We start from the raw sequence: 17104 nt of genomic DNA, 5'->3' as shown, positions 1-17104 counted from the left end.
TTCCTTCCCTCAGCTGGCGAACAGCCGCAGTTGCGTTTCCTCGTGCCGCATCGCCGCCACGTCCGGCAGCGGCGTGCAGCTCGTGATGGCGTCGGGGTCCTTGTCCACGGTGCACATCGCCGCTTCGGCCGTGGCAGCCCGCACGTCGTGGAGCACGGCTTGCGCGGTGCTGTGGTCGGTGACGGCCAGCCGCACGCCCGCCGCGACCCAGGCCGCGGAGAACGCGAACAGCTCCCCCGCCACCGCCTCCAGCCGCGGCACGCCCACCGACGCGCTCAGGATTCCCAGCACCACCGCGTGGTTGCCGGGCGACCGTCCTTTCGCGACACAGTCGGCGTAGTGCCGCAACGCCTCGGTTGGGAACACCGACCCGGCGATCCGCAGCAACGCCCGCCCCGTGCGGGTGGAGGTCTCCCGCGCCTCCCGCGCCAGCTTCACCGCGGTCAGCCGTTCGTCGGCTCGGGTCACGCACTCGAGGTCGAGGGAGTCCCCCGACGCCGTGGCGCGGTGGGCGCATGCCAGTGCCACCCCGTCCGACGGCGCCACCCCGAGCAGCAGCTGGTCCCGCAGCAGCGCCGAGAGCACCCGCGGGTCGCTCGGCGTCGCCAGGAAACCCGACTGCACCAGGGTTTCCAGGCCGTAGGACAGCGTGTAGCGGCCGCTCGGGAACGCCGAATCGCTCAGCTGCAGCACGGACAGGAAGCCCGTGAGCCAGTCGGCGCCCCCGAGGTACGGCGGCATCAGCGGACCCCGGTCATCGGACAGGCCCGGTCATCGGACAGCCCGCACATCAGGCGATCCCGCACGTCAGACGATCCCGCATTTCAGACGATGTAGTACAGCTGCGACATGGCCACCTCGTCCACCGCGGGCACCACGGCCGGCTCACCGTCCACAGTGACCTGGTACGTCTCGGGGTCCACCGTGATGTCGGGCGTCAGCTCGTTGCGCACCATCTGCGCCTTGCCCACGGTCCGGCACCCGCGCACGGCCTCGGTCCACCGGTCGATCCCGAGCCGCTCGAACAGCTTGCTCTCCTGCGCCGCCTGCGAGAGGAAGGTGATCGACGTCCGCCCCACCGCCTGGCCGAGCCCGGCGAACATCGGCTGCAGCAGCACCGGTTCCGGCGTCGGGATGGACGCGTTGGCATCACCCATCACCGACCACGCGACGAACCCGCCCTTGAGCACGTACTTGGGTTTGACGCCGAAGGTGTTCGTCGGCCACAGCACGATGTCGGCGAGCTTGCCCGGCTCCAGCGAGCCCACGACGTGGCCGATGCCGTGCGTCAGCGCCGGGTTGATCGTGAGCTTCGCCAGGTACCGCAGGATCCGCTGGTTGTCGTCGCCCGCGGCCTCCCCGGGCAGGCTGCCGGTGAGCTTCTTCATCTTGTCCGCGGTGCGCCAGCAGGTGGTGACGGTGTCCCCGATGCGTCCCATGGCCTGCGCGTCGGAGGAGTACATGCTCAGCACACCCCGGTCGTGCAGTACGTCCTCGGCCGCCTCGGTCTCGGCGCGGATCCGCGACTGCGCGAACGCGACGTCCTCGGGGTTGTCGGGGTTGAGGTGGTGCGTCACGATCGTCATGTAGAACAGGTTGTCCGTCGTGTCCGTGGTGTACGGACGCGTCGGGTTGGTCGAGGACGGCAGCACGTTGGGCAGCGACGCGATCGCCATCATGTCCGGCGCGTGGCCGCCACCGGCACCCTCGGTGTGGTAGCTGTGGATCGTCCGGCCGTCGATCGCGTCGAGGGTGTCGGCCAGGTAGCCACTTTCGTTGAGGGTGTCGGCGTGCAGCGCCACCTGCACGTCGTGCTCGTCGGCGACCGACAGCGCGCAGTCCAGTGCCGCCGGGGTCGCGCCCCAGTCCTCGTGGACCTTCAGCCCGCAGGCGCCGGCCTCCACCTGCTCGCGCAGGCCTTCGGGGCGGCTGCTGTTGCCCTTGCCCATGAGGCCGATGTTGACCGGCAGCGCGGCCGTCGCCTCGAACATCCGGGCCAGGTTCCACGGACCGGGCGTGCAGGTCGTGCCCTTGGACCCGTCGGCCGGTCCGGTCCCGCCGCCCAGCAGCGTGGTGATCCCGCCGGCGAGCGCGTGCGGGATCTGGGCCGGCGTCAGGAAGTGCACATGGGTGTCGATCGCCCCGGCGGTGGCGACGAGGCCCTCGCCGGAGATCACCTCCGTGCCCGGCCCGATGACCAGCCCGGGCGACACCCCGTCCTGCACCGACGGGTTGCCGGCCTGGCCGATGCCGGCGATCAGCCCGTCCTTGACGCCGATGTCCGCCTTGAGGATGCCGAGCACGGCGTCCATCACGATCACCGAGGTGATCACGAGATCCAGGGCGCCGTCGGCGTTGCGCACGCCGGGTGCCTGCGCCATCCCGTCCCGAATGGACTTCCCGCCGCCGTAGATCGCTTCCTCGCCCGGGAGGATGAGACTGCGTTCCACCCGGGCGAGCAGTTCGGTGTCGGCCAGGCGGAAGCGGTCGCCCGCAGTCGGGCCGTAGAGCGACGCGTAGTGCCGCCGCGAAACCGTGGTCACGCCTGGTCCCCCGTTCCCGTGAAGCCGCGCTCGGCGGCCCGCGCCTGGGCCCGGGCCGCCGCTCCGCGAACCGCGAAACCGCCGTCGAGCAGGCCGCTGAAGCCGACCACCCGCCCGGCGCCGCCGAACTCCACGAGCTCGACGTCCCGCTCGTCGCCCGGTTCGAAGCGGATCGACTGCCCCGAGGGCACGTTGAGCCGCATACCCAGCGTCGCCGGGCGGTCGAAGTCCAGCACCCGGTTCACCTCGAAGAAGTGGAAGTGCGAACCGACCTGGATCGGCCGGTCACCGGTGTTGCGCACCGGCAGGCGCGCGGTGCGCCGGCCGGCGTTGAGCTCGATCGGCTCGTCGGCGAGCAGCCATTCGCCTGGAATCATCGTGCGCTCCTATGGAATCGGGTCGGCCACGGCCACGAGCTGCGTGCCCGTGCGGAACGTGGCCTCGACTTGCACCACGTTCACCATCTCCGGCACGCCGGGCAGCACGTCCTCGCGCGTGAGCACCTGTTTGCCCAGCTCGGTCACCTCCGCCACCGACCGGCCGTCCCGGGCCGCCTCCAGCAGCGCCTCGGTGATCAGCGCGATCGACTCCGGAAAGTTCAGCTTCAGACCGCGGTCCTTGCGCCGCCGAGCCAGCTCGGCCACCTGGTAGATCACCAGCTTCTCGATTTCCCGGGGGCTGAGCATCATGGACGACAGCGTCGCCTCGATGCGCGCCTGGCCGGCCTCACCCGCCGTCACGGCTCAGAACCCGGCCAGGCCCTGCGGGCTGTTGTACGGGATCTCCGCGGCGGTGACCTCGACGAGCGAACCGTCGGACTGCACCGCGTAGCCCACGAGCTTCGAGGCGTTGGCGTAGATCTGGTACAGGTGGGTGCCGTCCGGGGTCAGCCAGTTGTCGCTCGGGCCGCTGCTGACGGTGCCGTTGAGCGCGCGGAAGGTACCGTCGCCGGGAATCTTCGGGCAGGCGTTGTCGTGCACCAGCGAGACGACGTCGCCGTCGATGCGGAAGCAGGAGATGTTGCTGTAGCCGAAGTTCGTGGCGAACACCCACTTGTCGTCGGGCGAAACCGCGCACCAGCACAGCTCCGAGGGCAGACCGGCGCTGGTGTCGATCTTCACGACCGGGCCGGTGCCGATCTGGCCGCGGTCGTCGAGCTTGGCCAGCGCGATGCCGTCGGCCACGGCATAGCCGATCACGAAGTGGTCCGGGCGGTGGTGCAGGAACGCGGGGTAGAACGGCGAACCGCCGCCGCCGTCCTGGAACATGCCCTCGCCCAGCGAACCGTCGTGCTGCAGCGGGAAGACGATGATGCCGTCGGGGTCGGGGGCGTTGGACGCGACCGACTTTTTCGAGCCGTCCGGCTGGTCGGCCCACAGGATCGGCGAACCGTCCGGGTTGGCCGCGGCCGGCTGGTCGAACGTGGTGCCGACGACGAGGAAGCGCTCGTCCGGCGAGAGCACGACCATCGTGGACACGCGCAGCGGCTTGTCCGGCGTGTTCACGGTGTAGCCCTCGGGCCGCGAGGTGAGCCTGCCCTCGGGGTCCACGGTCATCAACCGCACGTGGTCCGGGCCGAACGAGTGCAGCACGTACAGCGTGCTGGTGGCCGGCGAGAACGCCAGCGACTTCGCGGTGCCGCTGCGCCCGGCCACGATGTTGCCGGTGCGCTTCACGTCGAGCAGCGTCAGCTTGCCGTCGCCGCCGACGGAGAAGCTGGAGACGGAGTTGTCGCCGCCGTTGGTGGCGAACAGGAACTGCTGGTCCGCCGTGAGGATCACGCTGCCCGCCGCCTCGAAGGCGTTCGGCGCGCTCTCCTGGCCGCTGATCGGCTTGTACACCCCGGACCCGCCACCCCCGGTGGGTACGCGCTCCACCTCGGTGAGGGCGCCGTCGGCCCCTCGGGAGTAGTGGATGATCGCGTTCCTGACCTCGTTGGTCTGGAGGTAGAGGTGGCCGTCGGCCAGCGTAGGTGGCATGTGGGTTCTCCGTTTCGGTCGTCGCGTCAGAGCCTGCCCGCGCGGCGCCCGCGTCGCGTCCGGGTGCCCCCGGGCCCGACCCCCCAGTGCGTTGTGGTGGCGGGAAAAGAAAAGCCCCACACCATCCTTTGTGGATGGTATGGGGCGGTTCTGCCCGGGGTGGCTACTTCTCGTCGCTCCGGACCACGGTGGAGATCACGTCGTTGAACGCCTCCGTCGACGACGGGTGCGTGTAGATCGCCTCGCCCAGCTGCGCGGCCTTGATGCCGTAACGCATCGCCTGCGCCACGGTGTTGATCAGCTCCTGCGCGTCGACGCTCAGCAGCGAGGCGCCGAGGATCTCGTCGGTGTCGAGGTCGATCACGAACTTCATCACGCCGCGCGTCTCGTCCACGACGTAGGCGCGCGGCATCGCGATGATCTCCGCGACCGGCTGGCTCGAGACCTTGATCCGGTGGCCCGCGTCGCGCGCCTCGCGCTCGGTGAGGCCGACCATCGCCAGCGGCGGGGTCATGAACAGCGTCCGCGGCACGGCGACGCGGTCGGTCGTGGTGCGCTTGCCCTCGCCGCGCAGCTGGTCCAGCACGATGCGGGCGTCGTCGAGCGAGACATAGGTGAACTGCGGCCCGCCGTTGACGTCGCCGAGCGCGAAGATGTGCGGCTGGCTGGTGCGCAGGTGCTCGTCGACCTCCACCGCGCCCCGGGCCGTCACGCGGACACCCGCCGCCGCGAGGCCGAGGCCCTCGGTGGCCGGTTTGCGGCCGGCGGCGGACAGCACCGCGTCCACGGCCAGGGTGCGCTCGCGGCCGTCGTGCATGTACTGCACGATCGCCTCACCGGCACCGTCCTCGACGCCGGTGACGTTGGCGCCGGTGACGATCTCGATGCCCTCGTCGACGAGGATCTTCTCGGCAACTGCCTGCACGTCGTCGTCGAGGTGGTCGAGGATGCGCGCCGTCGATTCGAAGAGCGTGACCTCGGAGCCGAACTGGCGGTAGATGGCGGCGAACTCGATGCCGAGGTAGCCGCCGCCGACGATCGCCAGCCGCTTCGGCAGCTCGGTGCGGTGGATGAGGTCGGTGCTGGTGACCAGGTACTTGCTCATCCGCAGGCCCGGGAGGTCGGGGATCACGGGCGTGGAGCCGGTGTTGATGAGGATGTGCTCGGCCCGGACGGTCACGGGGCCGTCGGCGGTGTCCACGAGGACGGTGTCGGGGCTGGTGAACTCCGCGTGCCCGGTGAGGACCGACGCCGTCTCGAGGCCGTCCATCCCGTCGAAGTTGCCCTTGCGGAACAGCGAGGTGATCGCGTGCACCTCGCCCACAGCCCGCTCGTACCACTCCTGCGGCGGGTCGGACGGACGGCGGTTGCGGGAGCGGTGCACCAGCGCCTTGGTGGGCACGCAGCCGACGTTCGGGCAGGTGCCGCCGTACATCTCCGGCGACTGCTCGACGACGACGACCCGCTTCCCGAGCCGGGCCATGGTACCGGCGGCGATCTTGCCGCCCTTGCCGAAGCCGACCACGAGGAGGTCGGCTTGAAGCGAATTCTCGACGGTTTCCATGATTGAAGGCCCTTTGCGCACGAGTGTGGACAACGCGGTACGGGCCGACCCTGCCCCGGTGGGCGGCGTCGTCGCATCGAGGAACACCCGAGCCGGCGACCCCAGTGGGCCGCGGGGTTTTCACGGGCCAGGCCCGGAATGGCCGGTTTTCGGCGGCCATCCCGGGCGTGGGGTCAGCTCACGTCGATGCCCGCGGGGCTGCCGAGCGCGCTGAAGTCGCTCGGCGCGTGGTCGCCGTTCACGGTCTGGGGCAGGCCGCCGAACTCACCGATCTTGGCGAGCTCGCCATCGGCGCCGATCGACCAGGCGGCGAGCTTGCCGGAGCCTGGGAGCACGTTGTAGAGGTTCTTGCCGTCCGGGCTCACGCCCAGGTCCAGCGGCGTGCTGCCCTGGCTGTCGGCCGGCTTGTCCGTGGTGCCGGCCACCTCGTGCAAGAGGGTGAGACTGCCGTCGGAGTTCACCTTCCAGCTCGAGATCGTGCCGGAGGTGTAGTCGGAGCCGAAGGCGTACTTGCCGTTGTTCACGACCCAGCACGTGTCGATCTGGCGGTCGGCCACGGCCGTGCTGATCGGGGTCAGGTGCCCGTCGCGGCCGAGGCGGTAGCTGCCGGCCGCGCCGGTCGGGTGGCCGTCCTCCACGCCGCCGCCGACGAACTCGGCCAGGTCGACGTTGCCCTTGCGGTCGAAGGAGAATCCGAACGGACCGCGGTTGGCGAAGTCGGTGCGGACGAAGTCCTTGCTGGGCCGTCCCGCGCCGTCGACACCGAAGGTGAGCACGCGGCCCGGCCCGGTCGGGTTGGCGCCCGGGATCACGTCGTTGGTGGGGCCGTCCTTGATGGACACCAGCAGGTGGTGCCCGTCCGGGCTGAAGGAGACCTGGGTCGGGTCCTTCAGCGCGTCGGGAGCGAAGCGGTCCTGGCCGGCTTGCAGCTGCCGGGTGGAGCCCGGTACGGGGGTGAGCCGGCCGTCGAACCCGAGGCGGAACCCGGTGATGCTGCCCTGACCCGAGGCATTCAACACGTAAACGACGTTTCCGTGCTGCGTGACGCTGTTCGGGAACCGCTGGGACGCGGATCCGTCACCGGTCGGGACGACGTCCACGACCTGCAGACGGTCCGGCAGAATCCGCAGCACGGAAAGCGTGGCGCTGCCGGCGTTGGTCACCAGCAGAAAACGGTGGTCCGCGGTGAGGCGCACCGAATTGCCCGAACCGAGACCGTCGCCCGCGAAGCGCTGGCCCGGCCCCGAACCCTGACCGCCGGTGGCGAACGTGCCGACGAGCGTCAGCTTGCCGTCGGCCGCCCGGTGGTAGTAGGCGACCTGGTTGCCCGGCTGGCTCGGATCAGTGCTGTTGTTGTGGTTGGTGCCCACGAAGACCGACCCCGGCCGGCTCCGGTCCGGCACCGGCGACGCCGAGGCGGTGCCCCCCGCGAACACCGCGGCGAACGGGACCAGCGCGGCGGCCGCCAGTGCCGTGGTCGTGTTGTCATCGACGGGTAAGAATTGTTTCCCTCAGTGCCGAGCCTGCAGCCGCCCGTCGATCCGGCGCGGCAGGGGTGCTCGGGGCTCGTCGGTGAGCTCGTCGGGCAGCAGGTGCGCGGGGGCGTTCTGCCAGGCCAGTGGCCGGAGGAACCGGCGGATCGCCGTGGCGCCGACGGAGGTGTGGAGGCTGTTGGTCGCCGGCCACGGGCCGCCGTGGTGCTGGGCCCAGCTCACCGCCACGCCGGTCGGGTAGCCGTTGAACACCAGGCGGCCGACGCGCCGACTAAGCTCGGTGACCAGGTCCTTCGGGGCCTCGTCCGCGCCGAGGTGCAGCGTGGCGGTGAGCGACGCGGGCGCCTGGTCGACGACGGCGAGCAGTTCGGCTTGGCTCCGGTACCGCACGATCACGGCTGCGGGGCCGAAGTACTCCGCGAACGCCTCGGCGGGGATCCCGTCGGCGTCCACTGTGGTCAGAAGCGGAGCCACGCCATACCCGCCGCCTGGCTTCGGTCCGCTGGCTACTTCGGACACTTCCTTCGCGCGGACGAGCCCGGCGGTGTCGCTGAGGTACGCCTGGTGGATTCGCCGGTTGAGCAACGGCACCACTTCCGCCTTGCCGAGCGCTTCGGCCGCAGCGGCCACCACAGCGTCGCCGTCGGTACCGGCCGGCACCAGCACCAGCCCGGGTTTCGTGCACAGCTGCCCCGCCGACCCGGTCACCGACGCGACGAGGCCCACCCCGATTTCGGCGCCCGTCTCACGCGCCGCGGCAGCGGTGACGACCAGCGGGTTGAGGCTGGAGAGCTCACCGTAGAACGGGATCGGTTCCGCGCGGCCGCGGATGAGGTCCAGCAGCGCCCGGCCGCCGGACAGCGAGCCCGTGAACCCGACCGCTTTGACCGTCGGATCGGTCACGAGGCTCTCCCCCGCCGCCCGCCCGAAGACCAGCCCGAGCGCCCCGGCCGGCGCCCCCGCCGCGACGAGCGCCTCACGCAGGACCTCGTGGACGAGCCGCGAAGTCCCGGGGTGCGACCCGTGCGCCTTGACCACCACGGGGTTCCCCGCGGCCAGCGCCGACGCCGTGTCCCCGCCGGGCACCGAGAACGCCAGCGGGAAGTTGCTCGCCCCGAACACCGCGACAGGCCCGATCGGCACCAGCATCCGCCGCAGGTCCGGCCGCGGCCCCATCGGCGTCGGCCCGGCCGGGTCGAGGGTCGCCTCCACGTAGCCGCCGTCCTCCACGACGCCGGCGAAGAACTCCAACTGGTAGCACGTTCGGGTCAGCTCCCCGCCGAGCCGCGGCGCACCCAGCGCCGTCTCGGCGTCGGCGAGCGAGACGATCTGCTGGCGCTCGGCCTCGAGCGCCTGCGCGAGCGCACGCAGCAGCTTTGCCCGCCCTCGCCGGCCCAGCGCCTCCAGCCTCGGCGCCGCCGCGGCCGCCTCCGCCACGATCGCGCGCACTTCCTCCGCGCTGTTCTCCACCGCGCCGGCCTCCAGGGCCTCACCGGTCCACGGATCGACTCCGGCGACCGGCCGGTTTTCCAGGGTTGTCACAGTTCTCTCCGAATCAGGTACGAGGCAGCGCGGCAACGGTCTCGGTGTCGACACCCACCGCGCCCAGGTGGGTAGCGCCACCAGGGGTGCCGAGCGGGGTTTCCCGTCCCGGCAGCGCTTCGGTGAAGAACCCGGCGTTGTCAGCCGTGTTCCACTGCGCGTCGGTGCCGGCGAGCATCCGGTCGGCGAGCGCCGCGCCCGTCGGGCAGGCCTGTTCGCAAGCGCCGCAGTCGATGCATTCCACGGGGTTGATGTACATCTTGCGGTCGCCCTCGTAGATACAGTCGACCGGGCATTCCTCGGTGCACGCGCGGTCGAGGATGTCGACGCAGGCGTCGGTGATGACGTAGGCCATGGCCGGGGTCCTCTCGGGTCAGGCGGGGACTCGCAGGGGCCGGGCGGCGAGCGCCGGGCCGTCGGTGGAGTGCCCCGGGAAGGGGGAGGCGGCCGGGTCGAGGTGGACGGCCGCGTGGTTCACGGCGGTGGCCGCCTCGCCGAAGCCGACCGCGATGAGCGGGACCCGGCCGTCGTAGGTGCAGATGTCGCCGGCGGCGAAGACGCCGGGCCGCGACGTACGCATGGCGGCGTCGACCACGATCTTGCGGTCGCGCGTCGCCAGGTCCCACTGCAGCAGCGGGCCCGGGTTCGCGACGAACCCCAGCGCCGCCACGACGTGGTCGCACGGCACCTGGGTCGTCTCGCCGCTCACCGTGTCGCGCAGGGTCGCGCGCGTGATCCGGGCATCGCCGTCGAGGCGTTCGACGGTCGCGTTCGTGCGCACGGTCGCCGGGCCGGCCAGTACCTGGCCCACGGTGTGCAGGTGCGCGCGGAAGGTGTCGCGGCGGTGCACCAACGTGACGTCCGCCGTGTGCTGCAACGTCTCGGCCCAGTCGAGCGCCGAGTCGCCGCCGCCGACCACGAGCACGCGGCTGCCGGCGAGCTCGGCCGGATCGCGGACGAAGTAGGTGAGCCCGCGGCCCAGGAACTCCTCGCCGCACGGCAGCTTGCGCGGTGAGAACGTGCCGATCCCACCCGTGACCACGACCGCGCCGGCCTCCAGCACAGCACCGTCGTCGAAACCCAGCCGCAGCCGCCCGTCCGCCAGGTCGTCCAGCGCCGTCGCCCGATGCCCGAGCAGCATCCGAGGCGAGAACTGGTCGAGCTGCTCCACCAGTCCGCGGACGAGGTCGCGGCCTTTCACCGCGGGGAACCCGGCGACGTCGCGGATCAGCTTTTCCGGGTACAGCGCGGTGATCTGGCCGCCGGGCTCCGGCAGCGCGTCGACGACCGTCACCGACAGCCCGCGCATCCCCGCGTACACCGCCGCGAACAGCCCCGCGGGCCCGGCGCCGACGACCGCGACGTCGCAGCGCGTCACCGCTGCTCCGCGTCGTAGACTGCGAAGACCTTGTTGGACACGAAGATGTTCGACGCCACGAAGCTCGTCCAGCTCGGCCCGCGGCCCAGCTCCCGCATCGCGCCGAGCAGCGCCCACCAGTTCAGCAGCTCCTGCTGGCCGGCCTTCTCCGCGTCCGCGAGCGTCGTGTTCTCCCACACCGGGTAGTCCGCGGCGACGAGCGCGTCGTACATCTTCTCGTCGGCCGCCGAATCGGGGAACAAACGCATCGTCGAGTCCACGAGGAAGCTGTGCGACCAGCTGGAGCTGGCGACGAGCGCGACCCGGTACGGGCTGTCCGCACAGATCCGCGCGACCGCCGCGCCGACGTCCATGATCCGCGCCGGCGAGGGCGAGGGCGGGTCGAGCTCGCGCTCCACACCGAGTGGGCTGATGTTGCCCTGGAAGCTGATCACCTTGCGGCCGTAGCAGTTCAACGGGAACGTGACCACCGGGTAGTCGAACCCCTCGCGGTCGTAGTCCAGGTACAGCACCGTGTTCAGGAACGCGTGCGCGAGACCCGGGTGGTGCAGCGGCTCGTACGAGTACGGCACGTCGATGTGGCGCGCCAGCAGCCCTTCCACCAGGTGGCGGGCGAACGGCCGGTGGCCGCGGATGAGGCGCTCGGTGTTCTCGCCCTCGCCCCAGACGTTGGGCTTGCCCTTCATGTTCGACGACTCGTCGGCGTGGCGCCACGGGTGCACCGTGAGGTCGTCGTAGATCTGCACGGCGTACGGCGGCACGAGGTCCTCGCGGAAGTTCTCGTACTGGTCGTCGCCCCAGATCAGCACGACGTCCGGCTGGAACTCGTCCAGCGCGGCGCGCGTGCGGCGGAAGCCCTCCAGCAAGGCCGCGCGGTGTGCCTTCCCGGCCGCGACACCTTCGTCTTCGGCCCATTCACGGCGGGCCCGCTCGGGCCACGACGCCGGGTCGCGCAGTTCGGCGGGCAGCTTCGGGTCCGCGAGCGCGCCGCGGAACACCCGCGTCAGGTTGTCGTCGGTGCCGCTCAGCGGTGGGTAGTGGGTGACCCCGAGACCCAGTACTTCGGCCATGGTTCCTCCTCGTCGTCGAGTGGGTGGTGAGGTCCAGTCTCGGAACCGGCGGGACCCCCGGCCACGCCTCGGACCGGCGAGTGGACCGGTGGGACTCATCAACGGCCGCCGGCCGCGACGATGAGGAAGTGACCGACACGATCGAAACCCTCGCCCTCGCGCAAGTGCTGCACCGGGCCCGCACCGAACGCACACTCCTCGACGCGGCAACGGAAGTGACCACGCTGTCACTGGACAGCGCGTACGAAATCCAGGACGACCTCACGCGCCTGCGCCTCGCCGAAGGACGCTGCGCCATCGGCTACAAGCTCGGCTACACCTCCGCCGCGATGCGCCGGCAGATGGGCGTCACCGCGCCCAACCACGGGCCGCTGCTCGACGACATGGTGCTGCGCGACGGCGCGCGAGCCACCGGTTTCCTGCACCCCCGCGTCGAGCCGGAGATCGGCGTCGTCCTGGGCCGCGACCTGGCCGGGCCCGGCCTCGCGCTGCATGAGGTCGCCGACGCGATCGCCGAGGTGCGCGTGTGCCTCGAGGTCGTCGACTCGATCTGGCGCGACTACCGGTTCACCGCCGAACAGAACACCGCCGACGGCTCCTCGGCCGCCGGAGTCGTGCTGGGATCGGTGCTCGACGTCGATCCGCTGCACGCCCACCGGGTCACCGTCGAGCTGCACGAGGACAACGCCCTCGTCGCGACCGCGACCTCCGCGGCGGCCGCCGGACATCCGCTGCACGGCGTCGCGTGGCTGGCCGCGCAGCTGGCCGCGCGCGGAAGCGGCCTGAAGAAGGACGAACTGATCATCACCGGCGGCCTCACCTCCGCCGTGGCGCTGCGAGCCGGGGGCACGATCACGGCCCGCTTCGGCGGCACCACCACCGTGAGCGTCCGCAGGCCGGCCGGCGAAACAGACGCGTGAACCCGCGGGTCAGTGCAGCGGGTAGCCCAGGAGACGGCTGATGCTCAGGGCGGCGGTCCGCACCGCCGCCCCCAGCCGCGCCGGCTGCAGGCGGTGCGCGGGCCCCGTCACGGAAAGCCCGGCGACGGCTCGGTGGCCGTCGCGCCCGACGTAGCTCTCCACCACGATCGGCGCCGCGACGCACGCGATGCCCCGCGTGCCCTCTTCCCGGTCGTAGGCGATGCCGGAGTCGTGGATTTTCGCCAGCTCGCGCAGGAAGTGCCGCGGATCGGTGATCGTGGTCCCGGTCCGCGCCGGCATGGGCGCGGACGTCACGCGTTCGACGGCGGATTCGTCGCTGAACGCGAGAATCGCCTTGCCCAGGCCGGTGCAGTACGCGGGCAGCCGCGTACCGACCGCCGAAGGCACCGAGGCGCTGTGCTGGCCGGTGAGCTTCTCGACGTACACGATGTCCGTGTCGTCGAGCACGCCCAGCTGCACGACCTCACCCGTCGCGGTCAGCAGGTCGGCCATGAACGGCAACGCGGTCGCCCGCAGCCGCCGCGAAGCCGGCACGTGCTGGCCCAGCTCGAACAGGTGCAGCCCGAGCCGATAGCCGTACGCGCCGCGCTCGAGCATCCGGTGCGCCACGAGGTCCAGGGCCAGCCGGTGCACAGTCGCCTTCTTCAGCCCGGTCCGCCGCGCGAGCTCACTGAGCCCCACCTCGCCGGGTGAGGTCGCGACGGTGTCGAGAATGAGCAGCATCCGGTCCCCCACCGACCGGTGCTGCTCCGTCTCCTCGGCACTGATGCGCATCCGGCCACGATATCCGTTCTCGGCCGTCAGGCCGGATTTGTTCGGGTGGGGTCAACGCGTGGTGGCGCTCCGACTACGCAGTGCCGGATCAAACGCTGCCGAATCAAACAGTGCCCAGCAGATCCCGCCACCGACGCCAGAACGCCCGCTGCTGCACTTCGTCGGACGCGACGAACGGCCCACCCGTGGCTTCCTTGTGGATCCCCCGCGAAATGTCCGACCACGGCGACTCGGCCGCGACGGCGAACCCCTCCTGGCAGGACTCGCACGCCTCCATGTCGTCCGGCGTCGCCAGCCCACCCGGCCCCTGGAACGTCACGTACGAGTCCAGCCGCCGCGCCCGCACCGACTCCGGCTCGCCCTTCGTCGCCATCGTCCACTGCGCCACCAGCGTGCGCCCGGCCGCGGTCGGCGTGATCGTGCGGACGACGATCCCCATGATGTCGTTGATCACGAGGTTGGGGAAGATCAGCAGGTTCCGGTCGGTCGTCGCGATCCGGCGCGCGCGGTCGGCACCGAACTCTTCTTCGAGCCGAGCCCGCTGCCCCTCGACGTACTCGCGGTTCTCCTCCCCCATCGCCGGCGTCCACCGCGCGACCGGGCGGGCCCACGGACCCTCCACGGTGATCACCGCGTGCCCGTTTCCGAGATCCTTCGCCTCGGTCGCCTTGCGCGGGTCGAGGTAGGAGTCCTCAGTGGACTTCAGGTAGTCGAAGTACGTGCGGTGCAAGGGGATCAGGTGGTAACCGTCGAGACTGTTCTCCACGAACAGCTTCCAGTTCGCCTCCATCGAGTACTCGTGCACACCGTCGACCACCTCCATGTCCGGCGACTGGTCGGCCACCAGGTCCAGGTAGTCGCGGGCTTCGCCGAGGTACTCCGGCAACGAAACAGCGTCGGGATCGAAGCAGCAGAAGACGAACCCGCGGTACTCCTCCACACGCGGCGGGGAGTTCAGGCTGAAGCGGGAACGGTCGAAGTCGGGGCCGTAGCCGTCGACGTCGGGCAGTGCGGTCAGCCGGCCGTCGTTGGCGTAGGTCCACGCGTGGTAGAAGCACGACATTCCACGCGCGTTGCCTTCGGGCACGCGGCACAGCTGCGCGCCGCGGTGCCGGCACGCGTTGAGGAACACCCGCACCTCGCCGTCGCCGCCGCGCCACAGCACGAGCGGACGCCCGGCCACCGTGCGGGCGCGGAAATCACCCGGGTTCGGCACCTCCGAGACGTGGCCGACGTAGAGCCAGCACTTGTCGAAGATGGCGCGGCGTTCCCGCGCGAGCACGCCCTCGTCGACGAGCGCGGCCCGGTCGACGCGGAAGAGCCCGTCGGCGGGGCGGTCGTCGACCAGCGTGGTGGACGGGGGTGCGATCAGTTCGGAGGTCATCGATTCCAGCTCCTTTGCCGGGAGTTCGGTCGGGTGAGCGCGGTGAGCAGCGCCGCGGGGTTGGTCTCGCGCACGGCCTTCGCGAACCCCGGGGGCAGCGCCGGGTCGTCGAGGAACGCGAGCGGGTCCGTGGGCATGAACGGGTGATCCGTGCCCAGCACGATCCGATCCGCGCCGACGGTCTCTGCGAGGTGGCGCACCAGGCCTGCGTCGAACAGCAGCGGGTCGAACCACAGGCGGCGCGCGGAGTCCACAGCGGACTCGGGCATCAGCTCCCGCAGCGCCGGGGTGATCCCGCGCAGGTAGTCGATCCTCGGCAGTTCGGTGATCAAGGCGCCGCCGCCGTGGCTGGCCAGCAGCCGCAGCCCGGGCCGCGCGGCCAGCGCGCCCGTGACGATCAGGCCGCCGAGCGCCGTGCCGATGCCCGCGGGGAACAGAACCCCGTTGGCGGCCATCGGGTGCGGGTAGTCCGCGACCGCCGCTCCCCCGGCCGCGTGCACGAACACGAGCAGCCCGAGCCGGTCGGCCTCGTCGAGGAACCCGGCCCACGCCGGCGCGTGCAGGGGCGCCGTCGGCGGGTTCGAGGGCACCTCGACGCCGAGCAGGCCGGCGTCGGCGATCTCGGTGAGCAGAGCTGCGGCGGCGTCGGGATCCTGCAACGGAACGACACCCAGTCCGGTGAAGAACCCGTTGTGCTGTCCCACTTCGTCCGCGAGCCAAGCGTTGAAGGCCTGCGCGTAGGCGAGTCCTTCGCCGGGTGGGGCCCACGGCGCGAGCAGCTCGGGCATGGCGGACAGCAGCTGGCCGGTCCCGCCCGCGGCTTCGGCGTCCGCGCGGCGGGTGTCCAGATCCCAGGCGACGCGGTGCACCGTCCGGAACGGCTTGCCGGACACGGAGACGACCCCGGTTCCGGTGTCGAGCCGGGCCCAGCGCGGGTCGGCCGAGGTGCGGAAGGGCGTCTCCCGGGGCACCACGTGGGTGTGTAGGTCGAGCACGGTCACGCTCCCGTCACAGGATGATCGACACGGTTCCGCCCGCCTCGACGATGCCGTGGTCGAGGGTCGCGACCCGTTCGCGGACGAGGAACCCGGCGCCGTCTTCGACCAGCACGTGGCGGTAGGTGCCGAGGAAGTGGTCGAGCTGACCGAGCCGCGTGCGCATCACGTGGAAGTTGGCGTGCGCCACCACTGTGTCGCCGACGGGTTCGGCCCGGACGTTGGTGACCAGCCGGCGCGTGCGCGAATGCGGGCTTTCGGCGTGCGCGTGCTTGCTCTTCAACCGGGTCACGCGCCCGCCGAGGCGGGTGTGGTCGTCGTGGATCACCTGGAGCGTGCGGCGCGGGTCGAGGTGGTCGGAACCCGGCGACGGAATGCGGTACTCGATCCGCGGGTGCATCAGCGCGAACCACTCGTCGAGCCGCCACTCGTCGAGCAGCGCGGCTTCCCGGTAGAGGAACTGTTCGACGCGGTGGTGCAGGTCGGGCGTGGTGACGGCGGCGGTCATCGGACCTCCGATCTCGAGGCGAGGGTGACGAGCAGGTCGGCCAGCTCGCCGGGGGCGGACAGGAACGGGCTGTGGGAGGTGTCGAGCCAGGTGACTTCGGTGCCGAGCCGATCCTTCGCGGTGCGTTCGGCCCAGTCCCCGGAGACGGCCCGATCGGCGCGGCAGCCGACGTAGTGCATCGGCAGCTCGGGAAACGCCTGCAGGGGCGTGACTTCCGTGATCGGGGCCGGCGACTGGGGCCGGAGCCTGGCCGCGGCCGCGGCGGCCAGCTCAGGTGGACAGTCGTGGAAGAACAGCTTGGCCGCGACCGACGCCGGCCACACTGTTCGCCCTTGCTCGTCGCGTTCCTGCTTCGGCAATCCATTGTCGTAGAACCACTCGGCCATCGGGCGTCCGAGCGTCAGCTGGTCCCGCCAGGACCGGCCCGGCTCGGGCAGCAACGACGCCAGGAAGACGAGCGCGGCAACCGCCGTCCGCTGCGGGACCAGCGGAATCGCCAGGCCGGCCAGCGAATGACCCACCACGACGTCGCCAGGACCGCGCACAGCGGCGGCGATCGTGGCGGCGTACTGGCGGGCGCCCGCGCGCACGTCGTCCGACGGCAGTTCCACGGCCGTCGCCGAGTGGCCGCGCTCCTCCAACGCGGAGACTTCGGCCTCCCAGCACCACGCGCCGTGCCAGCCGCCGTGCACCAGCACGAAGTGCGTCATGCCGGGCCCGCCGGTTTCGCGGCCTGCCGCTCGGCGAGCGTGACCCCGCCGACGAGGACCTCCGTCGCCGGGACTTCCACGACCCACACGCGTACCGACGCCTCAGGCACGGAGATCGCCTCGGCCGCCGCCGCGGACACGGCGCGGATGAGCTGGTCCTTCTGCTCGGGCGTGCGACCGGCCCCGAGGTTGATCTGGATGAACGGCATGGTGTCCCTTTCCC

Annotated in this window: 18 protein-coding genes; 1 reads left to right on the top strand and 17 read right to left on the bottom strand. The window is 71.3% G+C overall.

Annotated elements, in window-relative coordinates; translation table 11 throughout:
- Positions 1-9: 9 nt before the first annotated feature.
- The 11 genes from K1T34_RS43180 to K1T34_RS54100 form a co-directional block, all read right to left on the bottom strand.
- Complete coding sequence (locus K1T34_RS43180; RefSeq protein WP_220240406.1) at positions 10-741, bottom strand: urease accessory protein UreF; 732 nt, start codon at positions 739-741, stop codon at positions 10-12.
- Positions 742-824: 83 nt separating this feature from the next.
- Positions 825-2543, bottom strand: a complete 1719-nt coding sequence (gene ureC / locus K1T34_RS43175) for an urease subunit alpha (protein WP_220240405.1) — start codon at positions 2541-2543, stop codon at positions 825-827.
- Complete coding sequence (locus K1T34_RS43170) at positions 2540-2920, bottom strand: urease subunit beta (protein WP_220240404.1); 381 nt, start codon at positions 2918-2920, stop codon at positions 2540-2542. Before K1T34_RS43170 ends, ureC begins: the two co-directional genes overlap by 4 nt.
- 9 nt (positions 2921-2929) lie before the next feature.
- A complete protein-coding gene (locus K1T34_RS43165; RefSeq protein ID WP_220247702.1) occupies positions 2930-3232 on the bottom strand; it encodes an urease subunit gamma in 303 nt (100 codons plus the stop codon).
- Between the two features lie 54 nt (positions 3233-3286).
- Positions 3287-4522 (bottom strand): beta-propeller fold lactonase family protein, encoded by a 1236-nt coding sequence (locus K1T34_RS43160; protein ID WP_220240403.1) that lies wholly within the window; start codon positions 4520-4522, stop codon positions 3287-3289.
- 163 nt (positions 4523-4685) lie between these two features.
- On the bottom strand, positions 4686-6086 hold the full coding sequence (locus tag K1T34_RS43155) for an FAD-dependent oxidoreductase (protein WP_220240402.1): 1401 nt from the start codon (positions 6084-6086) through the stop codon (positions 4686-4688).
- Between the two features lie 173 nt (positions 6087-6259).
- Positions 6260-7456, bottom strand: a complete 1197-nt coding sequence (locus tag K1T34_RS43150) for a beta-propeller fold lactonase family protein (protein WP_220240401.1) — start codon at positions 7454-7456, stop codon at positions 6260-6262.
- A gap of 141 nt (positions 7457-7597) precedes the next feature.
- The gene (locus K1T34_RS43145; protein ID WP_220240400.1) at positions 7598-9121 is read right to left on the bottom strand and encodes an aldehyde dehydrogenase (NADP(+)); all 1524 of its coding nucleotides are present in this window, start codon (positions 9119-9121) and stop codon (positions 7598-7600) included.
- A gap of 13 nt (positions 9122-9134) precedes the next feature.
- Positions 9135-9476: a ferredoxin gene (fdxA, locus tag K1T34_RS43140; RefSeq protein WP_220240399.1), complete on the bottom strand. Its 342-nt coding sequence runs from the start codon at positions 9474-9476 to the stop codon at positions 9135-9137.
- An 18-nt stretch (positions 9477-9494) separates the two neighbouring features.
- Entirely contained in the window at positions 9495-10499 is a 1005-nt protein-coding gene (locus K1T34_RS54105) for an NAD(P)/FAD-dependent oxidoreductase (RefSeq protein WP_255637998.1), read from the bottom strand.
- Positions 10496-11569: an extradiol ring-cleavage dioxygenase gene (locus tag K1T34_RS54100; protein ID WP_255637997.1), complete on the bottom strand. Its 1074-nt coding sequence runs from the start codon at positions 11567-11569 to the stop codon at positions 10496-10498. Before K1T34_RS54100 ends, K1T34_RS54105 begins: the two co-directional genes overlap by 4 nt.
- A 128-nt stretch (positions 11570-11697) precedes the next feature.
- Here K1T34_RS54100 and K1T34_RS43130 point away from each other — a divergent pair, with 128 nt between their 5' ends.
- Positions 11698-12489, top strand: coding sequence for a 2-keto-4-pentenoate hydratase (locus tag K1T34_RS43130; RefSeq protein WP_220240398.1), 792 nt, complete (start codon positions 11698-11700; stop codon positions 12487-12489).
- A 9-nt stretch (positions 12490-12498) separates the two neighbouring features.
- Here the strand turns inward: K1T34_RS43130 and K1T34_RS43125 are convergent, their stop codons facing one another.
- From K1T34_RS43125 to K1T34_RS43100, 6 genes are all read right to left on the bottom strand, one after another.
- Positions 12499-13284 (bottom strand): IclR family transcriptional regulator, encoded by a 786-nt coding sequence (locus K1T34_RS43125; protein ID WP_255637996.1) that lies wholly within the window; start codon positions 13282-13284, stop codon positions 12499-12501.
- Between the two features lie 103 nt (positions 13285-13387).
- On the bottom strand, positions 13388-14668 hold the full coding sequence (locus tag K1T34_RS43120; RefSeq protein ID WP_220240397.1) for an SRPBCC family protein: 1281 nt from the start codon (positions 14666-14668) through the stop codon (positions 13388-13390).
- On the bottom strand, positions 14665-15663 hold the full coding sequence (locus K1T34_RS43115; protein ID WP_220240396.1) for an amidohydrolase family protein: 999 nt from the start codon (positions 15661-15663) through the stop codon (positions 14665-14667). The genes K1T34_RS43120 and K1T34_RS43115 overlap by 4 nt, the downstream gene beginning before the upstream one ends.
- 13 nt (positions 15664-15676) lie before the next feature.
- Entirely contained in the window at positions 15677-16171 is a 495-nt protein-coding gene (locus K1T34_RS43110; protein WP_220240395.1) for an aromatic-ring-hydroxylating dioxygenase subunit beta, read from the bottom strand.
- Complete coding sequence (locus K1T34_RS43105) at positions 16168-16881, bottom strand: alpha/beta fold hydrolase (RefSeq protein WP_220240394.1); 714 nt, start codon at positions 16879-16881, stop codon at positions 16168-16170. The genes K1T34_RS43110 and K1T34_RS43105 overlap by 4 nt, the downstream gene beginning before the upstream one ends.
- Positions 16878-17090, bottom strand: coding sequence for a tautomerase family protein (locus tag K1T34_RS43100; protein ID WP_220240393.1), 213 nt, complete (start codon positions 17088-17090; stop codon positions 16878-16880). The genes K1T34_RS43105 and K1T34_RS43100 overlap by 4 nt, the downstream gene beginning before the upstream one ends.
- Positions 17091-17104 lie beyond the last annotated feature (14 nt).

Source organism: Amycolatopsis sp. DSM 110486, assembly GCF_019468465.1.
Taxonomy (GTDB): Bacteria; Actinomycetota; Actinomycetes; order Mycobacteriales; family Pseudonocardiaceae; genus Amycolatopsis.
The sequence above is the reverse complement of the archived record's forward strand: the minus strand, read 5'-3'. Positions and strand labels throughout refer to the sequence as shown.

Bases quoted from the DNA above. Each gene is read 5' to 3' on its own strand.
- K1T34_RS43110 (WP_220240395.1), bottom strand. From the start codon at position 16,171: ATGACCGCCGCCGTCACCACGCCCGACCTGCACCACCGCGTCGAACAG.
- K1T34_RS43105 (WP_220240394.1), bottom strand. From the start codon at position 16,881: ATGACGCACTTCGTGCTGGTGCACGGCGGCTGGCACGGCGCGTGGTGC.
- K1T34_RS43165 (WP_220247702.1), bottom strand. From the start codon at position 3,232: ATGATGCTCAGCCCCCGGGAAATCGAGAAGCTGGTGATCTACCAGGTG.
- K1T34_RS43170 (WP_220240404.1), bottom strand. From the start codon at position 2,920: ATGATTCCAGGCGAATGGCTGCTCGCCGACGAGCCGATCGAGCTCAAC.
- K1T34_RS43100 (WP_220240393.1), bottom strand. From the start codon at position 17,090: ATGCCGTTCATCCAGATCAACCTCGGGGCCGGTCGCACGCCCGAGCAG.
- K1T34_RS43180 (WP_220240406.1), bottom strand. From the start codon at position 741: ATGCCGCCGTACCTCGGGGGCGCCGACTGGCTCACGGGCTTCCTGTCC.
- fdxA (WP_220240399.1), bottom strand. From the start codon at position 9,476: ATGGCCTACGTCATCACCGACGCCTGCGTCGACATCCTCGACCGCGCG.
- K1T34_RS54100 (WP_255637997.1), bottom strand. From the start codon at position 11,569: ATGGCCGAAGTACTGGGTCTCGGGGTCACCCACTACCCACCGCTGAGC.
- K1T34_RS43155 (WP_220240402.1), bottom strand. From the start codon at position 6,086: ATGGAAACCGTCGAGAATTCGCTTCAAGCCGACCTCCTCGTGGTCGGC.
- K1T34_RS43160 (WP_220240403.1), bottom strand. From the start codon at position 4,522: ATGCCACCTACGCTGGCCGACGGCCACCTCTACCTCCAGACCAACGAG.
- K1T34_RS43125 (WP_255637996.1), bottom strand. From the start codon at position 13,284: ATGCGCATCAGTGCCGAGGAGACGGAGCAGCACCGGTCGGTGGGGGAC.
- K1T34_RS43120 (WP_220240397.1), bottom strand. From the start codon at position 14,668: ATGACCTCCGAACTGATCGCACCCCCGTCCACCACGCTGGTCGACGAC.